This window comes from Frateuria aurantia DSM 6220 (assembly GCF_000242255.2).
Lineage (GTDB): Bacteria > Pseudomonadota > Gammaproteobacteria > Xanthomonadales > Rhodanobacteraceae > Frateuria > Frateuria aurantia.
Genome location: NC_017033.1, coordinates 2,409,961 through 2,429,996 on the forward strand (window position 1 = coordinate 2,409,961; position 20,036 = coordinate 2,429,996).

Below are 20,036 nucleotides of genomic sequence, written 5' to 3' on the forward strand. Positions count from 1 at the left end.
CCGCGTCGCGCTGAAAGGCGGCGGGCCCGAGAGGGTGGGATGACCAGCCTGCGGCTGTTCCGATGGAACCGGTCGAACCCACGACAGGCTTGCACCTACGGCCGTTTTCAAGACGGCTGCCTTGAACCGCTCGGCCATCTCTCCAGAAACTGTCACTTCAGTGTTGCCCTGAAGGCCGACCATTCCAGCAGAGTCTCGGGCCGACCTGATTTCAGATGACATCCGATCATCGTGATGCCGAAGAGTGGAACCCACGTCTGGGAGCCTGTCGTGCACATGTGGGTGGCATGACCCGCTTGCCGCCGCTTTCCCGTGATCTGCCGTCCCGTTCCTGCACCCAGGCAACGGTCAATGCCGGCATCCTGTCAATCACTGAGCGGCCCGTTGCCCTCGGCTACCGGCGGCCTGAAGGGCGACGCTGATCGCGCCATCCGGCTTCAGCCATCCTGTGGCTGATCAGGCCCGGCCAAGCTCAGCTGGTAGAACGCCGCATCCAGCCAGCGGCCGAACTTGAAACCCACCTGGGGAAAAGTCCCGGCGTGGCTGAAACCCAAGCGCTGGTGCAGCCGGATGCTGCCTGTATTGGCCGCATCGATGCAGCCGACCAGGACATGAACCTGCGCCTCGGCGGCGCGGGCAATCAAGGCCTGCAGCAACATCGAGCCCACACCCTTGCCACGCTGGTCGTGGCGCACGTAGACGCTGTGTTCCATGGAATACTTGTAGGCGGGGAACGGCCGAAACGGGCCCCAGGTTGCAAAACCCAGCAGCTCTCCGTCGGCATCGATGGCGCCCAGCACCGGGAAGCCGCCTTCGCGCTTGGCGGCAAACCAGGCCTGGATGCGCTCAGCCGACCGCGGTGCGTACTCGTACAAGGCGGTGGAATGCTCGATGGCATGATTGAAAATGGCACGGATCGCCTGCGCGTGCTCGGCTTCGTTGCACTCGATCAGTCTCGGCAGCCCCATGGCCGGGCAAGAAGTCATCCAATGGGTCCTTGATTGGGTTCAGGTGACCGATCCGTATCGATCCATACGTCGGCTACATAGGCCTTTCATCATCACGGCTTGCAGGCAAGGCAAGGTCCAGATGACGTCCGCTGACGATGTTGCCGCAAATAGTCCTGGCTGGCGACTCCCCGGCCGAAAATTCACCCATCCGGCAAGACAAGACGGCATCGCAGATCTGCTCGATACCCGCATGAAAGCAGGTACGCATCATCGTCAGGATGAAAAGCGGGGCTTGTCGCTCCCGGCTTTGCTGCCCGCGCCTGCCTGTAAAGGATCATGGTCCACCAGGGCAGCCACGTGCGCCCCTCTGTTGCCCAGGCCTCAGCCGGCTGGAGCCGGTGGATTCAGCCAGCTTCTGGCCGCCTCAACCTGAGTTGCGCCGGGATCGTGCTGCATCGGGCTGCGCAATCGCTGCCTGCAGCCCCAGGCAGAGCCATTTATCCTATTCCCCGGCGCCGACCCGCCGAAGGTCATGCACCGCACCCGGCATGCCGCTGCCATAACCCTGCCGGTGACAGGACGCACCTTCCCCTAGCAGCTCACGCGGCGGCAGAAAAGCGAGCAGGCATTTCCGCGAGTCCGGCAAGGGCCCAGCAGCTGTCGGGAGCACCTCGATGCGCATCTATCCCGGAGGCCCTGGCCACGAACCAGATCCGCCGTGTCCGCCGTTGCATTGCGAGACCAGCTGCCTGCATCTCGGCTCACGGAGTGAACTCATTCCCGGACATGCCGACTGTTGCCGTCGGCCAGCCCCCGGTTTCATCTCGTGCATACGCTGATCACCGGAGGCTGCCGCCGAAACGGAACCGCCCCCGGTGATCGCCAGAGGCATCAGCGTCGCCGTCTTCTCCGAAGCGACAGCAGGATCAGCACCAGCACCAGCAAGACACCGGCCCCCACGCCGATCAGGATGGCACGCAGTCCACGGCTGCTGGTGGCGCTCTGCGCCCGCAGACGCGCCACCTCTGCAGCATCGACGTGTCGCGTCACCCCGGCCCGGGCCGAGATCCAGTTGGTCAATGCCGCTACCTGGTCATCATCCAGCTGGTTGGCATAGCCCGCCATGTCGGCAGGTCGCGCCGGCGCAGAACGGTGCACGCCTTGCAGGATGACCATGACCAGATTGTCAGCTTGTGCGCCATGGACCGAGGCCGCCTGCAGCAGATCCGGGTAGACGCGATCCGGCCCGCCTCGCCCGTCCAGGCCATGGCAGCTGCTGCACAGGCCTGCGAAGATGTGGGCACCATCGTCAGGCAGCTGCTCACCATGGTAGGTATGCCGCAACTCACCCAGCAAGGCAGCTGTGCCTGCCGCGCCTGAGCTCGCCGGCACCGGCGCGGGCTGGCCGGCACGAACCGGATCCTGCGGCAGGCTGCGCAGCCACGCGACCAGATCATCGATATCGCCTGTCGGCAGTTCCGACAAGGATTTTTCGACGACTTCCGCCATCGGCCCGGCCGCCACCGCATGAGGGCCGCGCCCTGTTTTCAGATAGCTGGCCAGCTCCTCGTCAGACCATGCCGCTATCGAGTTTTCTCCCCCGGGGCGCAGGTCCGGAGCATACCAGCCCCCCAGACTGCCCCCCTGCATCGATCGTCCGGCATCCATACCCATCGAGGCATTGCGCGGCGTATGACAGGTGCCGCAATGTGCCAGCGCTTCGGCGAGATGCTGACCGCGTGCAACGGGCGTATCCAGAGGCGGCACAGGGCGTTCATCGGCCTGCCTGAAATTGAGCAGCCGCCAGCCCCACAACAGGCTGCGATGATTGTAGGGAAAGCGCAACGAGGACGGTGGTGCGCTCACGGGCACGGCAGGCACTGACTGCAGATAGGCCCATATCGCGGCCACTTCGTCCCGACTCAAATGGGTATAGGCATCAAAGGGAAACGCCGGGTACAGGTATTCACCGTGCCGGCCGATGCCTTCATGCAGAGCGTGATAGAACTCGTCTTCGGTCCAGCCGCCGATGCCATGCTCGACATCCGGGGTGATGTTGGGCGTCACCAGCTCGCCGACCGGTGTGGTGATGCGCACCCCGCCAGCCATCAGCTTGCCGCCCGGCACGGTATGGCAGGCGACACAATCAGCCGCTGTGACCAGATAGCGCCCCTTGGCCAGCCGGGCCGCTGCGTCGACCGCGCCCTCCTGTGCCAGCAACGCGCCTGAAACAAGCAGGATCGCGGCGGCTGCAAGCCAGCGTATGCGCCGGTTCATGCCTCACGCCCCAGCAGATCGGCCACCCGCAACGCCAGTGCCGCCCCGGTCAAGGTGGGGTTGACTACACCCGCTGCGGGAATCACGCCGGTGGTAACTAGAAACAGATTGGGATGGTCGTGACTTCGGCAATCGCCATCGACCACGGAATCGCGCGGATCGGCGCCCATGATCACCGATCCCATCAGATGGTCGTGATTCTCCAGCTCGCCGTCATCCTTGATCAACTCACCGTCGAACAGTTCCACGAAACGACGGTAGTCCTGACGCATCGGCGCCACGCCTGCACGCAGATAATCGCCGGGATCGTTGTAAAGATCCGGCATCGGCAAGCCCAGTGCATCGCGTCGACTGGAGGAGAGCACAATGCGATTGGCTGGATCCGGCAGCTGTTCCAGCATGGTCGAGACACTGACCCAGCGGGCGGAGTCCTCGCGGATACGGCGATTCAGGGCGCTGCCGATCACGCCTTGCGCCAGCAGGCGCGCCGCGACCTCATGGTTGGGAACCGCATTGGAAAGCGAATGTTTGCCGGCCGAATGCCTGCGACGGAAGTCGCCATCGCGCCAGTCCATGATGCCACCTTGCTGCTGCGGCCCCCGACCCGGCCACAGAGGTTCTTTGGAAAGAAACAGCAGGCTGACGCCGGTATGTCCCATCACATTGCGTCCGACCTGATCGGAACTGTTGGCAACATCGGACATCAACAGCAGCTTGGGTGTCTCCATCGCATGGGCGGCGACGATCACGTATTTCGCGGTCAGGCGATGCTCGCTGCCATCGGGGCGCAGATATCGAACGGCCGTGATCTTTCCGCCCGCTCCCTTTTCCAGCTTGTGCACCACCGCTTCGCTGATCAGCTTCACGCCGGCGGCTTCGGCCTTGGCAACCTGCATATCCCCGGAAAACATGGCACCGATCGGGCATACCGGCATGCAGTTGTTGTTGCCTCGACACGCAGGACGACCATCATAGGGGCGACTGTTCCGCGCATTGGGTTCATCGATGAAATGAAAGCCCGCCCCGTTCAGACGATCCGCCACCTTGCGGGTGAAATCGCTCCACCCCAGTGCCGGCATCGGATAAGGCTTGGAGCGCCGCGGCGCCTGGGTTCCCCCTTTGCCCGTCTGATCATCGGCATCATTGCCGGCCACCCCCATCGCCTCCTCAGCCAGCTGGTACCAGGGCTCGATATCCTCGTAGCTGATCGGCCAGTCACGACCCACGCCATAGGTGCTGTGCAGCTTCATGTCGCTGGGCAGATAACGCCAGGTCGCCGCACCCCAATGCCAGGTAGTGCCGCCCACGACTTTCAGCATGCCGGGACGAAACGGAAATGGTCCGGTATTTCGCCAATAGGTGTCCGAATACTTGCCGCCATAGGACTTCATGGCCCATGGCAGGTCGGGATAAGGCAGATTGGGATTGGTCTTGTCAGCGGTATTGCGGAAGTTCTCGACCACCTGCCAGCGCTGCATGCGCGGCCCGGCTTCCAGCATGATCACCGACTTTCCCGCCACGGCCAGGGCCGTCGCGGCCAACGAACCCAGCATGCCGGAGCCGACGACAATGACATCGGCATCATAATCCACATGTGTCGCCATTCGATTAACCCTGTCCTTCGGTGATGCCGGTCGGTGGCGCGGCTACCCAGTCGTTGTAGCCGCCGCGTGCATAGGTCGGAATCACGGTGATATCCAGCGTCGGCGGATACATCAGCGCCTGTTCGTAACTGACCAGCTGGCGCTGATCATCCTCGCCGGCATGGCCCAGATAGAAGGCGCTGATGATGGCCAGCGCGATGGCTCGCTGGGGTTCCTGTTGAAACAAGGGTGAAGCCGCCAACGCATCGGGATCGTGCACTCTCTGTTGGCGCATCGCCGCCAGCAGCTCCGGCCAGGCCGACTCGAATCCGGGGCGGGTTGCCGCCAGCGCCTGATGCCCGCGCAACAAGACGGCACCGTCGAGATCTGCAGCGGTCAACCACTGGACCAGCTGATTCCAGTCCGGGCTGGCGCGTACTTCGGCTGCTGCGGATGCGGAAGCACCATCAGCCAGCAGGGTATCCCATGGCAGCCAGGCAAGGCCGACGCCAGCCAGGGTGCCTTGCAGCAAACGCCGGCGATGCAGATCCACCGGCCCGCCCGATTCAGCGCCGCCCATAGGCCCCCTCCTTCAGCAGGCGATCCTGCGACCACGACGATGGTCTGGCGGCATACGCCAGATCGGGGAGCGCTCTCATGAAGAGTGGAGAACAAGGGCGCATACGCCGTCTTATCGAATGCATCACATCAACTCCCTGGCTGGCTCGAAAACGGCAGATACAAGCTGGCATGGCCGCTGCAACGGCCGACACTGCGTTATTCGGCCGCATGCCGGAAAGCTTTGCAAGCACCGTCAGTGGTGCGCCGCCGCAGTCAAGACCCCAGCACGGATACCGATATAGGCGTGCAGGCCGGCCCGGCGACATGCTGCGAACGCAAACACCTCGTGTCCGACCGAAGCCATTCCGCGCTGCAGGCACGCGAAATCCCGGTGCGAAAACAAAAAAGCCCCCGCCGATGGCGGGGGCTGGCTCAGGGGGCGGCGACGTCAAAGCCGCCGCCCGGTCCGGGCAGTTCGCTTACTTGCCGTTGGCAGCCGTGCCTTCAGGCAGCGCGTAGGCTTCCAGCGAGTCACCCATCTTGGTACCCAGCGAACCATGGCCACCGGCCATGATCACCACGTACTGGCGACCGTTCTTGTCCGAGACATAGCTCATCGGAGTGGCCTGACCACCGGCGGGCAGACGGGTCGACCACAACACCTTGCCGGTACGCTCGTCATAGGCACGCAGCACGTTGTCCAGGGCCGCGGCCATAAAGGCCACGCCACCACCGGTGGTCATCGCACCGGCCAGGCTGGGCACGCCCAGCGGCAGCGGAATCGGCAGCGGAGCGCTGTCGACCACGGTACCGTTCTTGTGCATCCAGACCTTCTTCATGGTGCGCAGATCGACGGCGGTCATGTAACCCCACGGCGGCGACTGGCAGGGAATACCCAGCGGCGACATCAACGGATGCAGATCCACCGCGAACGGAGTGCCCTTCATCGGCTGCAGGCCCTGCTCGGTACCGGAGCCCCCTTCGACCTTGATCTGGTCACGCGGGTACAGCTTGGATACGAATGCCAGGTAGTTCGGGTTGGCGATCAGCAGCTGACGCACCGGATCCACGGTGACGCCACCCCAGTCGAACACGCCATAGTTGCCGGGATAGGCCAGGGTGCCCTGGGTCGACGGCGGAGTGAACTGGCCTTCGTAGCGCAGCTTCTTGAACTCGATCCGGCAGACCAGCTGGCTGAACGGATCAGTACCCCACATGTCCGACTCCTTGGCCGTGGTCGGGCTGAAGGACAGTGCCGAATGCGGCTGGGTCGGGCTGACGGTATCGCCGGGAGCGGCACCCTGCGGGGCCGGCTCTTCGGTCACCGGCACGATCGGCTTGCCGGTCAGGCGGTTGAGCACGAAGATGTTGCCGGTCTTGGTCGAGGCGATCAGCGCGGGCTGCTTGCCCTGCGGTGTATCCAGATCGACCAGGGTCGGCTGACCGCCGACGTCCATGTCCCACACATCGTGGTGCACGGTCTGGAAGCTCCAGCGGATCTTGCCGGTATTCACGTCCAGAGCCACGATCGAGGTCGCGTACTTGGCACCTTCAGGATTGCGATTGCCGCCCCAGATATCCGGGGTCTGCAGGCCCATCGGGATATAGACCAGGCCGGCCTTGTCATCCACGCTGGACACCGACCAGGAGTTCGGCGAATTGTGGACATAGACCTTGCCCGGAGCCAGCGGCGCGGTGTCATCCGGGTTGGACGGATCCCAGTTCCAGACCAGCTTGCCGGTGTCGACGTCGTAGCCGCGAATCACGCCCGAGGGCTCGAAGCTGGAATCATTGTCGGTGACCGAGGCGGCCTGGATCAGGATATGCTTGCTGATGGCCGGGGGCGAGGTCGGATTCAGGAACCCGCGCTGCTTCATCGGCATGCCCTGGGTCAGATCGATCTTGCCATGGTCGCCGAAGCTGTCGCAGGGCTTGCCGGTATCGGCATTCAAGGCGATCACGGTGGCGTCGGCCGTCGGCGCGAAAATGCGGCGGGGGCACTCGGCCATGATCGCCGAGCTGGCGGCGACGGCGGTGCTGGTCGCAGCAGCCGGCGCGGCGGAAGCGGCAGTGGCCACATCCGCATTGGCAGCGAAGCTGGACGGATCATAATAGGTCACGCCGCGGCAGATCATGTGCTGATAGCTCTTGGCATCACGATTGATCTTCGGGTCGTAGCGCCACAGCTCGGCACCGGTGTCCGGATCGATCGCCATCACGATATTGTGCGGCGTACAGATGAACAGCTTGCCATCGGCCTTGATCGGGGTCACTTCGTTGGCGATTTCACCCGGATCGTTGGGACCCTTGAAATCACCGGTGTGGAAGGTCCAGGCCAGCTTCAGCTTGGACACGTTTTCCGGGGTGATCTGCTTGGCAGGCGCAAAGCGGTCACCGAAGCTGGAACGACCATACTGGGTCCAGTCCTTGTCGCTCACACCGGGTGCATCTTCCGCATCGGTGGCACCCGCCACTTCGGGCACGGTACCGGCCAGATCATGGGTCTTGTTGAACAGACCAGCCGCCAGGGTCACTGCACCGGCCAGCACCGCCAGCACCAGCGCGCCATTGCCGCTGCGCTTGCCGGGCTCACCCAGCTTGTGATTGATGAAGGGCAGCAGCAGGACCACGCCCAGCACCCACCACACGGAAATGCGCGGCACCAGCTGCCACCAGTCGAAACGCACTTCGGCAATGGACCAGATCACCGTGGCCAGCAGGACCAGGGCAAACAGCGACAGACCACTGCGATGGCCGCGGGCCAGCAACACACCGGAAATGACAATGCCCGCACCGGACAGCAGGTAGTACCAGGAACCACCGAGACTGGCCAGGTAACCACCGCCAGCGGCAAATACGAGCCCCAGCAGTATCAGTATGCCGCCGGCGATCGCCGGCCACATACCGCTTGAAGTTTTATTGTTCATACGCGTTGGAAAATCCTTAGCTTGTGTTCCAGCTCAAATTCTGGTGGCAACCGTTCCGCAGAACCTGTCGCCGCTTACGGCACCATCACCTTGTATTTCAAACCCGGTCATCTGCCCCGGATCCGGAACCACCGCACCTGATTGTGCAAACATCCACAAGATTTGAATCGATCCAAAAAATCCTCGAGGTTCTGTGCCGACGAGACGGGGATTCCCCGTCCGCATCAAACACGATGAACACCGGGTGGACCGTTTGAAATCCAGCCTCATGTCTGCGCTGACGCATGGCTGACCGAGGCGGGGCGATGGCATGACCATCATGCAACCACTTCAGGCTGGCTTTGCATGGCGGCGTCGCCGGTCACGCCCGGCCTGGATCACGATGGTCGACCCGGAGCCGACCTCCCTGCAGGGAGGACAGCCGGGACTCGGCGTCTTCCCGACCGGGGCAGACGACGCACTGCCATGTGACATTATGGACCTTTAACCAATCAGATACCAGTTGCCCGCAGCAGCCGGCCCGGCCGCCACGTTGTCTGCAAGCGCAGTGCGGAACATCACCCACCCTCGCCGCCAAACAGCTGGGAGGGCCAACGGGCAAGTGCCAGACAAGCCAGCACCAAGCCTTGATTTCGTCAGCCGGCATGGCAGGCCACCGACTGCGATCGCGTTTCGCGATCAGGCCATTCAGAGCCGGAGGCCGATGACGGAACGGCCTGTGTCGAGAAGCTTGCCGCCCAATCATGTCGCATATTGCCGCCCGAATCGCCGGGCGGCCCGGGTTCACCGCGGCGCCGGATGACACCTTGACGGCATTCTTCCAGCTTCCAGTGGATGACGCCACGGCCGTGGATACAGGCTTCAGCGATGCCTGACGATGAAGGCGCAGTCCCTGATCTGCAGCGACGCCAAAGCTTATTGCACAGCCACATGTGTTTTTTTGTCGCAGACTGCTAGGATTCAATGGCTCGTCACCGGGTCACCTCTCGCCCCACCTGACATTGATCCCGACATTGATCGAGGTGACGAGGATTCCAGCCTGTGGGCAGTGCATTGATCGCGAGCTTCCGGCCCATCGTGCGGAACAGCTTGATGGCAGACGCGGACCGGATGGACGTCCGTACCTATCTGCCAGCCATACCCTTCGTGCAGCTGTGTGGAAAGTCGATTACCAACCTGAAGATGGATCTGAATCTATGAGCACACCTCCTCTGCACAACAAGCGTTGGCCTCGCTTGTCCGGTGCGCTGTTTCTGCTGGTGGGATTGGCCACGGCCATCGCCGGCCTGTGGCTGATCCGCCTGGGCGGGTCCTGGTATTACCTGCTCGCCGGTGCCGGCATCGCCCTCAGCGGTGCTCTGCTGCTGTCCGCCCGGCGCTCGGCCCTGTGGCTCTATGCACTGGTCCTGCTGGCCAGCACGGTCTGGGCCGTGGCTGAAGTGAAACTGGACTGGTGGCAGCTGCTGCCACGACTGGATATCTGGTTCCTGCTGGGGCTGCTGCTGCTGTTGCCAATGGTCCAGCGCGGACTGCCGGGCAAGGGCGGCCGGGCACCGCTGGGCTTGAGCCTGGCCGTCATCGCCGGTGTCGGCATCGTGTCCCAGTTCAAGGACTATCACGACATCCATGCCACCATCGATGATGCCGGCAGTCAGGTCGGCAGCCCCGCGCCCGGCAGCAACGGCAAGGACTGGACAGCCTTCGGCAGCAACGGTTACGGCGACCGCTACGCCCCCGCCAGCCAGATCACCCCTGAAAACGTGGCCAAGCTGCAGCCGGCATGGACCTACCATACCGGTGATTTCAAGGGGCCCGATGATCCGGTGGAGATCGCCAACGAGGTGACCCCACTCAAGGTCAACGGCAAGCTCTATATCTGCACGCCGCACAATATCGTGATCGCGCTGGACCCCGACACCGGCAAGGAGCTGTGGCGACATGATCCCAAGATCAATCGTGATGCCAAGAGCTACCAGCACATGATCTGTCGTGGCGTGTCCTATTGGGATGCCGCCGCCGATACGGCGGGAGCCCCGGCGGCAGCCACCAGCACCGGTGTGCCACCCGCTGCGGATACCCATGCACCGATCGCCGTCGGCGAATGCCCGCGCCGCATCTTTGCCACGACCATGGATGCCACCGTGATCGCCCTGGATGCCGATACCGGCAAACTGTGCGAAAGCTTCGGCGACCACGGCGTGATCGGGCTGTATCACGGCATGGGCATGACCAAACGAGGTTTCCTGATGCCGACCTCGCCCGTTGCCGTCTCGCGCCACGTGCTGGTGGTCGCGGCCAGTGTCACCGACAACTATTCCAACGATGAACCTTCGGGCGTCATCCGCGGTTATGACACGGTGACCGGCAAGCTGTTGTGGGCCTGGGATCCGGCGCGTCCGGACCAGAGCGCCCCGCTGAAGGATGGCGAACATTACGTCAACAACTCGCCCAATTCCTGGGGTGTTTCCAGCGTCGACGAAAAGCTGGGCCTGGCCTATATTCCGATGGGCAATCAGACCCCGGATACCTGGGGCGGTGACCGGATTCCCGAGGCGGAGAAGTACAACAGCGCCATCGTCGCCCTGGATCTGGCCACCGGCAAGGTCCGCTGGGTCTACCAGACCGTGCATCACGATATCTGGGACATGGATATCGGCGGTCAGCCCAGTCTGGTCGACCTGGATCGTGACGGCGGCAAGGTCCCGGCCCTGATCGCCACCACCAAGCGTGGCGACATCTATGTGCTGAACCGGGCGACCGGCCAGCTGCTGGTGCCGGCGCCGGAAAAACCGGTGCCTACCGACAACCCCGCTCCCGGTGACAAGCTGTCGCCGACCCAGCCTTTCTCGGCCCTGAGCTATCTGCCCAAGGACCCGATCAAGGAAGCCGATATGTGGGGTACCACGCCTTTTGATCAGCTGGCTTGCCGGATCATCTTCCGACAACACCGCTACGAAGGCCCCTTCACTCCGCAGACCGTGGATGACGGCAAGGGCCCGATCAAGGGTGCCCTGATCTCGCCCGGACCGCTGGGCATCTTCGAATGGGGCGGCGCCGCCATCGATCCGGTCCGCCAGGTCATGCTGCTGAACCCCAATTTCATGGGCTTCCTGGAACGACTGGTGCCCCGTGCGCAGGCCAATGCGGACACCGCCGGTGGCAACGAAATGGGCCTGCAGCCGCAGTACGGCACCCCCTACGCGGTGGAAATCAAGGCCTTCCTGTCTCCCTTGGGCTTCCCCTGCCAGGCACCGCCGTGGGGTTATGTCGCCGCAGTCGATCTGAAGACCATGAAGAAGAGCTGGATGCTGAAGAACGGCACTACCCGCGACAGTGCACCGGTTCCGATTGCCTTGCCGCTGGGCGTACCCAGCCTTGGCGGGATGGTGACCACCGGCGGTGGCGTGGCCTTCCTTGGCGCGACCCTGGACTACTATCTGCGCGCCTATGACATCCGCAACGGCAAGGTGCTGTGGAAGGGGCGTCTGCCGGCCGGTGGCCAGGCCAATCCGATGAGCTATGTCTCGGACAAGACCGGCCGCCAGTACGTGGTGATCATGGCCGGTGGCCATGGCTCGCTTGGCACCAGGATGGGGGACACACTGGAAGCCTTCGCGCTGCCGGAAGACAGCAAGTAACCGATCCCCCGGTCGGTTGGCGGCGGGACTTCCCGCCGCCTTTTCAAGCCTCCGCCATCGACGGAGGCTTGTTTGCATCACGAGGATGCTCGCCCCGCCAGCGCAGACCATCTGGCGACATCAGGCCACCAGTACGGCCTTGGCGCCGCCGACAGACGTATAACGAAGCGCTGCCTCGATGTGTTCAAAGTCGAACGCCTGTCCGATACGCGTTCTGAACAAGGGGTTGGCGATCAAGGTTTCGATATTCCGCAGTGCCGCCGCCAGCCGCGTCGGGTCCTTCACGGTTGCGCTTTCGAAATTGCTGAACCGCTGCATCGTCAGATGTCTGGACATGAACAGCATGACGGGAATCGACACCGGCGCCGGACCGCCGAGAAAACCGAAGAAATAGAAATTCGAATGGTGAGGCACCAGCGGCGCCAGACGACTGGCAAGCTCACCGCCGACGCCATCGAAAATGGCGGTGGCCTTCAGGCTCTGGCTGAGGCTGGCGAAGTCGCGGTCAAAGTTTTCGTCGGCGGTTGAAAGCACATGCCTGGCACCCAGCTTCAGCAGTTCGCCGCGCGCTTCGGCCGAGCGGGCAAGCAACAAGGCGGGTATGCCTTTGGCCTGCGCCAATGCCAGCAACGCGCGTCCCGTGCCCGCGCTGCCGGCCGTGACGACAACGGCCTCGTGCCCGGCTTCACGCAGCTGCTCCAGAAAGGCGAAAGCCGTGATGGCATTCACCAGCGAACCGCAATAATCCCTTGCAGTCACGGCATCGGGCAGGATCACGCAGGCATTCGGCGGAACAATGACCTGCTCGGACCACAGTCCCAACATATCCGGGATATGGACCAGCGAGCGATAGATGGCGACCTGCCGGCCGAGATTCGGCAATGCCCAGCTCGGTCCACATCCAGCCGAAATCGTAGGCGGCCATCGCCGCTTGCGTCCGGCCGGCGTTGGCGGTGCCATTTTCAAGATACTTGAGCCACTCCACCAGTTGACGACGGCCGCCGGCCGTACGCGCCGCCTGGCATGGTGTCTGGTCGCCCAACGCAGGAATCTCCTCATCAAGAATCTGCTGATAATGCCGGTGCAGGGCCTCCGACAAGAACTGAAGCTCTTCCTCGGGAGACAGACCGGACGGCTCACGATGGCCGGAAGGCCCCGGATGAGCCGCGTGTTCGGCCAGCAACTGCTCCGGGGTCATGATCTGTGCCAACGGCATGCCGACCAGGTCACCCAGCGCGGCGGCGAGCATGGCCTGGCCGCGCGCCGCCCGTTGCTCCGAATTGACCTGCAAGCGCAGCTTGCGTCCGGCGAGTTCCACGGTCCCCAGCACCGGAACCCCGTCAGCCATCTCGCTGCTCATGGAAAAGCCGCTGCCCCGACGAGGCTTGCCGCCGTCTGCCCCGAATCGCAGCCAGTTCCAGAACGATGGCCCCGCCGCCCGCAGTTCGGGCCAGACATCCAAAGCCTTGGCCACGGTGCTCTGGGTCACGCCTTTTGCCAACGGATAACGGATGTCATGGAACACCAGCTCTTCGTCGTCATGATTGATCAACTGCGTCAGATCCAGCGCGCCCTCGGCATCCAGCAATTCCTGCGTCAACCACGCCTGGGTGAACAACGGGGCCAACGGCTGCAGGGTCTCGGTATCCAGTCGCGGGAACTGGCTTTTGCCGCGCCGACGGCGAAGTGCCTTGCGCAGCGCATCCGCCAATACCTCGCAAGCGTCCATGGAATAGGCCAGCAATCCCCCCGCGAGCACGGTCTCCCGCTCAAGCGGCACCAACCGGACCGCGATGCGATCCCATGGCTGCAAGGCCTTGGTCGCCGATACCTCATGCACCAGCACGGGCTCGCCCTTGCGCAGCAAGTCCCGCACCATCATGCTGGTACCGGGAACGATGTCGGAAACTTCATACAGACTCATCGTCGACGCGCGCAGCGCCGTCATATAGGCCCGATGTCGCGGCAGCTCGCTCCACCCACGGCGCTTCAGATAGACCTCGACAAAATTGCGGCCGCCCTCATCGTTCCGGGTCAGAAAATCCTCGAAGGCGCAGCCCCACAACGTCATGGCCGTGCCTGGACCGATCAGTTCGTCGAGTTCGTCCAGGCCCAGATCATCCAGCTCGAAAAGCGGCTGCAAATGATCTTCCAGAACCCTTCCGAAGCGATGGTCCCAATCATCCTGCTTGAGATATCGAATCAATCCGGCGAGGTCATGCGATGACATGAGTCTGTATACCTGCGTCACTTGATAAATGACTGTCGAGCCTGGCAGGGTCTGCAAGCTGATTCGCCGATTTGATGAGCGTCAGGCTGTTCATGTGGCTGCCAGGACGAACCGCCGCTCGCTCCCATGAAGGCATGCCCGTCTGATAAGGCCGTCAGACCACCCGCACCCAGCGCCAGCCCAGCGCCACGGTGATCAGCATGATCGTCATCGCGGCCACCATATGCATGGCGAAGTCGAGCGGACTCATGGCATCGCCATGACAGAGCCACAGCAAGGCCATGGTGACAAAAGCAATGCCCGCCCCCGCCAATGACAGCGATCGACCCGGCCGCAGGCTGCGGCTGCGGCGTAGATACGCCACCGCCAGAATGATCATCGGCATGCCGGCCGCCAGCATGAAACGGAAGCAATAACGCCCTTCCCTGCCCAGCACGCCGACCGAAGCCGGCGCCTTGACCATCAAGGCCGTATTGATGGCCAACCACAACAGCAGGGGCACGGCAAACCAGGGCCAGGCCGGCGCGCGCCGTCCGGCAATGCTGGTATCCAGCGCGGTGCCCAGCAGCAACAGGCCGATCACCAATGACACGCCGGCATCGGCCAGTTCCCAGCCCGCGCCCGGCGCCATCGGATCCAGCGTCGAGTGCTTCAATCCCAAGGCCATCAACGAGCCGCTGGTCAGTGCCATCAACGCCCAACCCGCCAGCCGACGCCAGGTCGGCGCCAGTGGCCGGCCGGCCCGCAGCTGCTGGCTGAGTGCATCGATCAATACGTCATGTCTATTCATGGGGCGTGCCCGTCATGTGCTTCAGATTTTGCAAGGCCCGATACAGAATGGACTTGACCGCCGACAGGGACAGCCGCGAGGTACGGGCCGCATCGGACAGGCTCAGTTGCTCCAGATGCACCATCTCGACCAGCCGGCGCTGTCGCGGAGACAGGCGGTGCAGCAACTGCCTGACCTCCTGACGTTGCTCCAGCGCCCGCAGTCCATGCTCGGCCTGCAGGTCGGGATGCTGCTCGACACCGTGAACCTCCTCCACTTCCCAGCGGGCACGCCGGCCCCATCGCCGCAGCGCATCGACGGCGCGGGCCTGCACGATGGCACTCAGCCAAGGCAGGAAAGGACGCTGCGGATCAAAGGTGTGGCGGACCTGATGCAGACTGATCAGCACATCCTGGGTCACGTCCTCCACGGTTGCCGGATCGAAAATCCGCTTGGCCACCAACCGGCGGATCACCGGCACCAGTTCGCGCAGCAGGCGATGGTAGGCCGCGGCATCACCGAGCTGCGCCGCCTGCATCAAGCCAGCCCAGACCTCGGCCGCCGCATCCTTGCCCGAGGGGCTGGCGGATGCGGCGTCAGGGTCTGCATGACTGTCGTCAAGCCGGGCGATCACTCATCGTCCTAGTCGCGGAGGCCTCTTCCAGCACCTGGATCACCATGCCGGGACTCAGCAGCTGCGGCAGCAGGCGAGGCTTGCCGCCATCAGCGGGATAGACCACATACACCGGCAGACCTCCACGCCCCAACTGGGCCATCGCCTCGTCAACAGCCGGATCGTAACGGGTCGAGTCCGCCTGCAGATAGAGGGTGCCTGTGCGCTGCAAGGCCGAGCGTACCGCCTTTGTCGCCAGAGCTCCGTGCTCGTTGACCTGACAGGTGATGCACCAGGAAGCCGTGAAAGCCAGCAGCACCGGCTGGTGCCGGGTTCGTGCCGCCGCCAGTACCGCCGGTGACCATGCTTGAGGAGACGCCGATACGGCCGGCTCGGCCACCATGGTCGCCGTTGCCTTGATGGCCGGCTGGACGGCAGATACGGCCGTCGCAGGCATCGCCGCCGCTGACATGGGCTGCAGACCGAACAGGGGCCAGGCCACCATGACCAGGATCAACGCCGCCATCCCGTGTACGGGCAGATGGCGACGTCCCAGCAGCTGCCGGCGCTGACCGATGCCATGAAGCCAGGCGGCAAATCCAAGCCCGATCGCCGCCGCCAGGACCAGGCCCAAGGCGTGATGACCTGCCTGCGCCTCCAGCACCCAGGCAAGCCAGGCGGCCGCCCCGTACATCGGGAAAGCCAGACCATGCTTGAGCGTCTCCATCCAGGCGCCTGGCCGAGGCAGCCAGCGCCCCAGCACCGGAAATACCGAGATGGCCGTCACCGGCAAGGCGAATCCCAGGGCCAGAGCCATGAAAATGGCCAGGCCGACCCAGGACGGCTGAGTCAGCGCATAACCCACCGCACCGGCCATAAAAGGCCCGGTGCACGGGGTGGCGACCACGATGGCCAGCGCTCCGCTCAGGGCCGAGGCCAGCATGCCGCCCTGCGCCGGCTCCAGCCGCCCCAGCCGCTGTGCGCCCATACCGAACTCGAACACGCCGCTCAGATTCAGTCCGGCAGCCAGCATCACCAGCATCAGACCGGCCACCAGCGGTGGCGACTGCAGCTGGAAACCCCAGCCCACCGTGGTGCCGCCTGCCCGGATCGCGATCAGCACGCCGGCCAGCAGCAGCATGGTCAGCATCACCCCGGCCAGAAAAGCGACCCCTTCCCTGCGCGCGGCCGCGGAATCCTGCTGATGACGGACCAGGCCCATGATCTTGATCGAGACGATGGGCAGCACACAGGGCATGCCATTCAGAATCAGGCCGCCCAGAAGAGCCGCCGCCATCACGGAGAGCATCATGGCACGATGCCAGACGGCCTGGCCCGATCGGCCGTCATGGCGTTCAATGCTGCTGCGCCCGCCAGGCCTTGACCGCATCCATGGCTTTCTGGATGTGCGCATCCGGATTGCGGTCGGTATAGCTGAGCAGGATCCGGCCATCGGGAGCGATCACAAACGAGGTGCGATCCGAGAGTGTCCGGCCCTGGACCTGGATCGTCGTGTGATAGCTCGCGGCCACTTTCGCACCCGGATCGGCGGCCACCGCGAATTTGTCACGGCACTCGACCTTGGAGAACTCGGCCACCCGGTCGATATTGCCCGCCGTCACACCGATCACGGTGGCGCCCAGCTTCTTGAACGCATCGGTGGCCTCCGCGAAGTCATGCGCCTCGATGGTGCAGCCGCTGGTAAAGGCCGCCGGGAAGAAATACAGCACCACCGGCCCCTTGCGCAGTGCCTGCTCAAGCGAAAAGCTCATCGGCTTGCCGGCCAACGCGGCCTTCACATTGAAATCGGGTGCATGGGTACCCGCCGGCAGGGCCGCGGCCGAGCCGATCACAGGCAGAGCCAGCAGGGCACTGAACACGGCGGAGGCGGCAAGACGACGGGCGGGCTTGAGCAGATTCATCATTAGATTCCTTGGGCCGGAGAGCCGAGTATCGGCTCTGTCTTTTCTGTTTCGTCGCGATGCTGGGAAAAGTTGCGGTCGGTTCCGTGATCGCCTGCCGAGGGAACCGTGCTGTCGGATCCGGCATGGCCGGCATCAGCCCCTGAGACGGCGCGGCATGGCCCTCGTGCCTGACTCAATAGACGGCGTCACCGCTCTCGAACGCGCCCAGGTCCGGCGCCTTGCCATGGAATGGCCGGCCGATCTCCACCCCCGCATCGATGGCGGCGCTGCCTGCTGCCAGATGGGCGAAACGGATGCGGGGCAGCGATCCGTCCGCTTGCCGCGGCGCGTCGAGCTCGCCGGCATCCAGACTCTGGAAGTCGTGCCGGTCCAAGCGGATCGGCAACTGGAAGCTGTTCGCCTGCAGCGTGTTCTGCCGCGGACGGCCCAGATTGGCGACCTCAACCCTGGCACCAAAGCCCAGATTGTTTTTCATGACATGCCCGTAGCCCGGCACATCGGTGCGGTTGTCGGCCAGTACCGAAAGCATGTTGAAGTCGGCCCGCCGATTGCCGATGGCCGTATTGTTGAACCAGTTCTGGCCGCCGACCTGATGATTGGCATAGAAACCGCTGGACAGATTGCCCACCGCCAGCGAGAACTCCACGGTATGGCGCGGCACGGGCTGCGGATAGGGCTTGCCGTTGGCGCCATAGCCTCCGGCCTTGAAGCCGTTGCCGTCGCCCAGCGGCCGGAAGGCCTGATCATAGCCATTGAAAAACGCCCAGCAGTGATCGATGATGACGGCGGCATGGGCATTGATCAGATCGAAACCGTCATCGCTGTTGAACCAGGCCCGACTGCCCTGGATGACATTGCCGGTACCTGCCGCCGAACGGGGATGCGCACCGAAACCGTCGATATTGCCGTTGGAGCCGTCATCCAGCCCGCGGTTGTCGTAGGCATCCACATTGCGGACCCGGTTGTCGCTGCCGCTGACCAGATACCAGCCGATGCCCATGCCGTCATGGATGGACAGTCGGTCGAACAGATTGCGATTGCCGCCCTGCACCCGGAATGCCTCGGACTGGGTATGCCGGTGCGCAATGGTGATCTGTACATGGATGACCTGGAAGCCGCGGAACACGCAACCATCGCAACGGACCAGAAAGGCCGTCACCCGACGGTCCGATGGGCGTACCCGCGAAAAGTCGAACACCGGCACCTCGTTCCGATACGCCACATAGGCGATATGCGGCTTGGTGAAGTCATTGACCACGGCATAGATGGCATCCGTTTCCACGATATCCGACAGATCGGGCCGATAGATGCCGCCCCGGATATACACCGTGTCGCCGGGACTGGCCTGGCGCTGGGCAGCCATCAGGGTCGCCAGCGGCGCCTGCAGCGTGCCTGCGGAGCCATCCAGGCCATTCGGCGCCACATAGACATCCCTGGCCAGGGCCGGCATGGTCAGGCCGATCCAGCCGGCCAGCAGCACTCCCAGGCGGGCCGATGCACGGCCGCTGCCGATCCGTCCGCTCATGAATACACCTTGCCCGATAGTGAGGAACGCCACAGCTTGGTCGCCAGCCGCCGGAGCCCCAAGCACTCAGCCATAGCATCCGGCTGCCCATATATGTCCTCATCTTCGCTCAAGACACCATCCTGCTCACGCTCAGCCCGCCCCGAACCACGCGGCCTCCGGGGCAGATCGAAACGCAGGATACACATGGCCTCAGGTGATTGGAACCCGTGTCGTACGGAATTAATTTTTGTGCCTGAAAAACATCCAACACACTGTATTTGAAAGATGTTCATGCCACCTAAAACACTCTCGAAGAGGTCCTGACATCATTGAAGCGAGCACCGTCCAACCGTATATTCGGCTCTCGAATCACGAGCCTTTGACATGACTGACACCCTACTCGAACGACTGGAAGCCAGCCGCCTGACTTTCGAGGTCATCGACTACGCCTACGACGATGGCCGCACCACGGACATCGGCCTGCATGCCGCCAGCAGCCTGGGCCAGAGCCAGGACAGCGTGGCCAAGACCCTGGTGGCTGAAATAGACAAGAAGACACCGATATGCCTGGTCCTGCCGGTGCACCGGAAGCTGGATATGGAGCGCGTCGCGCAACTCGGCGCCGGCCGCAAGGCCCGCCTGATCAACGCCGAAAAATTGACCAAAATGACGGGCTTCCTGCCTGGCGGCACCTCGCCGCTGGGACTGTTCGACCACATGCCTGTCATCATCGACAAGGCCCTGCAGCCCCTGGCCACCCTCCACGTCAATGGCGGCCGGCGGGGACGTGTGGTGAAAATCGCAGCAGCGGATCTGCAGGCCTTTACCGGTGCCACCTTCGCCGATATCACCCTTGCGGAACCGGATTAGTCATGGCTGGACACGGCAAGCGGACCCCGGCCGGCGGCACGCCTTCGACAGCACCGACGGGTCACTGGGCACCAGTGGCAGCGTGACCTGCCAGTTCCAGCGCCAGAGCGCGCTGCCAGATGTGCAGGATGCCTGGCACTCCGCGGCATGGCGGGAAGCCACCTGAGTCGGGCCGGAATCCGCTTG

General features: G+C 63.6%; 14 protein-coding genes and 1 tRNA gene. 2 read left to right on the top strand and 13 right to left on the bottom strand.

The features are described 5' to 3' along the window. Positions 1 to 26: 26 nt before the first annotated feature. The 6 genes from FRAAU_RS11280 to FRAAU_RS11305 all read right to left on the bottom strand — a co-directional run bounded on the left by FRAAU_RS11280 (position 27) and on the right by FRAAU_RS11305 (position 8,298). A tRNA-Ser gene (locus FRAAU_RS11280) sits at positions 27 to 144 on the bottom strand. Positions 145 to 437: 293 nt separating this feature from the next. Continuing rightward, the gene (locus FRAAU_RS11285; protein WP_014403653.1) at positions 438 to 986 is read right to left on the bottom strand and encodes a GNAT family N-acetyltransferase; all 549 of its coding nucleotides are present in this window, start codon (positions 984 to 986) and stop codon (positions 438 to 440) included. An 855-nt stretch (positions 987 to 1,841) separates the two neighbouring features. After that, positions 1,842 to 3,227, bottom strand: coding sequence for a cytochrome c (locus FRAAU_RS11290; RefSeq protein ID WP_014403654.1), 1,386 nt, complete (start codon positions 3,225 to 3,227; stop codon positions 1,842 to 1,844). Beyond that, positions 3,224 to 4,831, bottom strand: a complete 1,608-nt coding sequence (locus FRAAU_RS11295) for a GMC family oxidoreductase (protein ID WP_014403655.1) — start codon at positions 4,829 to 4,831, stop codon at positions 3,224 to 3,226. Before FRAAU_RS11295 ends, FRAAU_RS11290 begins: the two co-directional genes overlap by 4 nt. A 4-nt stretch (positions 4,832 to 4,835) precedes the next feature. Beyond that, positions 4,836 to 5,390: a sorbitol dehydrogenase family protein gene (locus FRAAU_RS11300; RefSeq protein WP_014403656.1), complete on the bottom strand. Its 555-nt coding sequence runs from the start codon at positions 5,388 to 5,390 to the stop codon at positions 4,836 to 4,838. Positions 5,391 to 5,850: 460 nt separating this feature from the next. Further along, positions 5,851 to 8,298 (bottom strand): glucose/quinate/shikimate family membrane-bound PQQ-dependent dehydrogenase, encoded by a 2,448-nt coding sequence (locus FRAAU_RS11305; RefSeq protein WP_014403657.1) that lies wholly within the window; start codon positions 8,296 to 8,298, stop codon positions 5,851 to 5,853. A 1,196-nt stretch (positions 8,299 to 9,494) separates the two neighbouring features. On the opposite strand from FRAAU_RS11305, the gene FRAAU_RS11310 reads away from it, so the two are divergent. After that, a complete protein-coding gene (locus FRAAU_RS11310) occupies positions 9,495 to 11,936 on the top strand; it encodes a membrane-bound PQQ-dependent dehydrogenase, glucose/quinate/shikimate family (protein ID WP_014403659.1) in 2,442 nt (813 codons plus the stop codon). Between the two features lie 120 nt (positions 11,937 to 12,056). Here FRAAU_RS11310 and FRAAU_RS11315 read toward each other — a convergent pair whose 3' ends face one another. The 7 genes from FRAAU_RS11315 to FRAAU_RS11345 all read right to left on the bottom strand — a co-directional run bounded on the left by FRAAU_RS11315 (position 12,057) and on the right by FRAAU_RS11345 (position 18,998). Continuing rightward, the gene (locus FRAAU_RS11315; protein ID WP_052317889.1) at positions 12,057 to 12,665 is read right to left on the bottom strand and encodes a zinc-binding dehydrogenase; all 609 of its coding nucleotides are present in this window, start codon (positions 12,663 to 12,665) and stop codon (positions 12,057 to 12,059) included. Beyond that, positions 12,622 to 14,166, bottom strand: coding sequence for a DUF7986 domain-containing protein (locus FRAAU_RS11320; protein WP_014403660.1), 1,545 nt, complete (start codon positions 14,164 to 14,166; stop codon positions 12,622 to 12,624). Before FRAAU_RS11320 ends, FRAAU_RS11315 begins: the two co-directional genes overlap by 44 nt. A gap of 154 nt (positions 14,167 to 14,320) precedes the next feature. Further along, positions 14,321 to 14,956 (bottom strand): DUF1109 domain-containing protein, encoded by a 636-nt coding sequence (locus FRAAU_RS11325; RefSeq protein WP_014403661.1) that lies wholly within the window; start codon positions 14,954 to 14,956, stop codon positions 14,321 to 14,323. Then, positions 14,949 to 15,569, bottom strand: coding sequence for an RNA polymerase sigma factor (locus tag FRAAU_RS11330; RefSeq protein WP_014403662.1), 621 nt, complete (start codon positions 15,567 to 15,569; stop codon positions 14,949 to 14,951). Before FRAAU_RS11330 ends, FRAAU_RS11325 begins: the two co-directional genes overlap by 8 nt. Then, positions 15,553 to 16,860 carry a protein-disulfide reductase DsbD family protein gene (locus tag FRAAU_RS11335; RefSeq protein ID WP_014403663.1) on the bottom strand — a complete coding sequence of 436 codons (1,308 nt, stop codon included), beginning with the start codon at positions 16,858 to 16,860 and terminating at the stop codon, positions 15,553 to 15,555. Before FRAAU_RS11335 ends, FRAAU_RS11330 begins: the two co-directional genes overlap by 17 nt. A gap of 43 nt (positions 16,861 to 16,903) precedes the next feature. Next, positions 16,904 to 17,470 (bottom strand): peroxiredoxin, encoded by a 567-nt coding sequence (locus tag FRAAU_RS11340; RefSeq protein WP_245546353.1) that lies wholly within the window; start codon positions 17,468 to 17,470, stop codon positions 16,904 to 16,906. A gap of 175 nt (positions 17,471 to 17,645) precedes the next feature. Then, positions 17,646 to 18,998 (bottom strand): right-handed parallel beta-helix repeat-containing protein, encoded by a 1,353-nt coding sequence (locus tag FRAAU_RS11345; RefSeq protein WP_014403665.1) that lies wholly within the window; start codon positions 18,996 to 18,998, stop codon positions 17,646 to 17,648. A gap of 366 nt (positions 18,999 to 19,364) precedes the next feature. Here FRAAU_RS11345 and FRAAU_RS11350 point away from each other — a divergent pair, with 366 nt between their 5' ends. Further along, complete coding sequence (locus FRAAU_RS11350; RefSeq protein WP_014403666.1) at positions 19,365 to 19,850, top strand: YbaK/EbsC family protein; 486 nt, start codon at positions 19,365 to 19,367, stop codon at positions 19,848 to 19,850. Positions 19,851 to 20,036 lie beyond the last annotated feature (186 nt).

Coding starts and splice junctions, on each gene's coding strand:
- FRAAU_RS11350 (WP_014403666.1), top strand. CDS start 19,365: ATGACTGACACCCTACTCGAACGACTGGAAGCCAGCCGCCTGACTTTC.
- FRAAU_RS11320 (WP_014403660.1), bottom strand. CDS start 14,166: ATGTCATCGCATGACCTCGCCGGATTGATTCGATATCTCAAGCAGGAT.
- FRAAU_RS11325 (WP_014403661.1), bottom strand. CDS start 14,956: ATGAATAGACATGACGTATTGATCGATGCACTCAGCCAGCAGCTGCGG.
- FRAAU_RS11295 (WP_014403655.1), bottom strand. CDS start 4,831: ATGGCGACACATGTGGATTATGATGCCGATGTCATTGTCGTCGGCTCC.
- FRAAU_RS11340 (WP_245546353.1), bottom strand. CDS start 17,470: ATGAATCTGCTCAAGCCCGCCCGTCGTCTTGCCGCCTCCGCCGTGTTC.
- FRAAU_RS11305 (WP_014403657.1), bottom strand. CDS start 8,298: ATGAACAATAAAACTTCAAGCGGTATGTGGCCGGCGATCGCCGGCGGC.
- FRAAU_RS11285 (WP_014403653.1), bottom strand. CDS start 986: ATGACTTCTTGCCCGGCCATGGGGCTGCCGAGACTGATCGAGTGCAAC.
- FRAAU_RS11290 (WP_014403654.1), bottom strand. CDS start 3,227: ATGAACCGGCGCATACGCTGGCTTGCAGCCGCCGCGATCCTGCTTGTT.
- FRAAU_RS11300 (WP_014403656.1), bottom strand. CDS start 5,390: ATGGGCGGCGCTGAATCGGGCGGGCCGGTGGATCTGCATCGCCGGCGT.
- FRAAU_RS11345 (WP_014403665.1), bottom strand. CDS start 18,998: ATGAGCGGACGGATCGGCAGCGGCCGTGCATCGGCCCGCCTGGGAGTG.
- FRAAU_RS11310 (WP_014403659.1), top strand. CDS start 9,495: ATGAGCACACCTCCTCTGCACAACAAGCGTTGGCCTCGCTTGTCCGGT.
- FRAAU_RS11335 (WP_014403663.1), bottom strand. CDS start 16,860: ATGATGCTCTCCGTGATGGCGGCGGCTCTTCTGGGCGGCCTGATTCTG.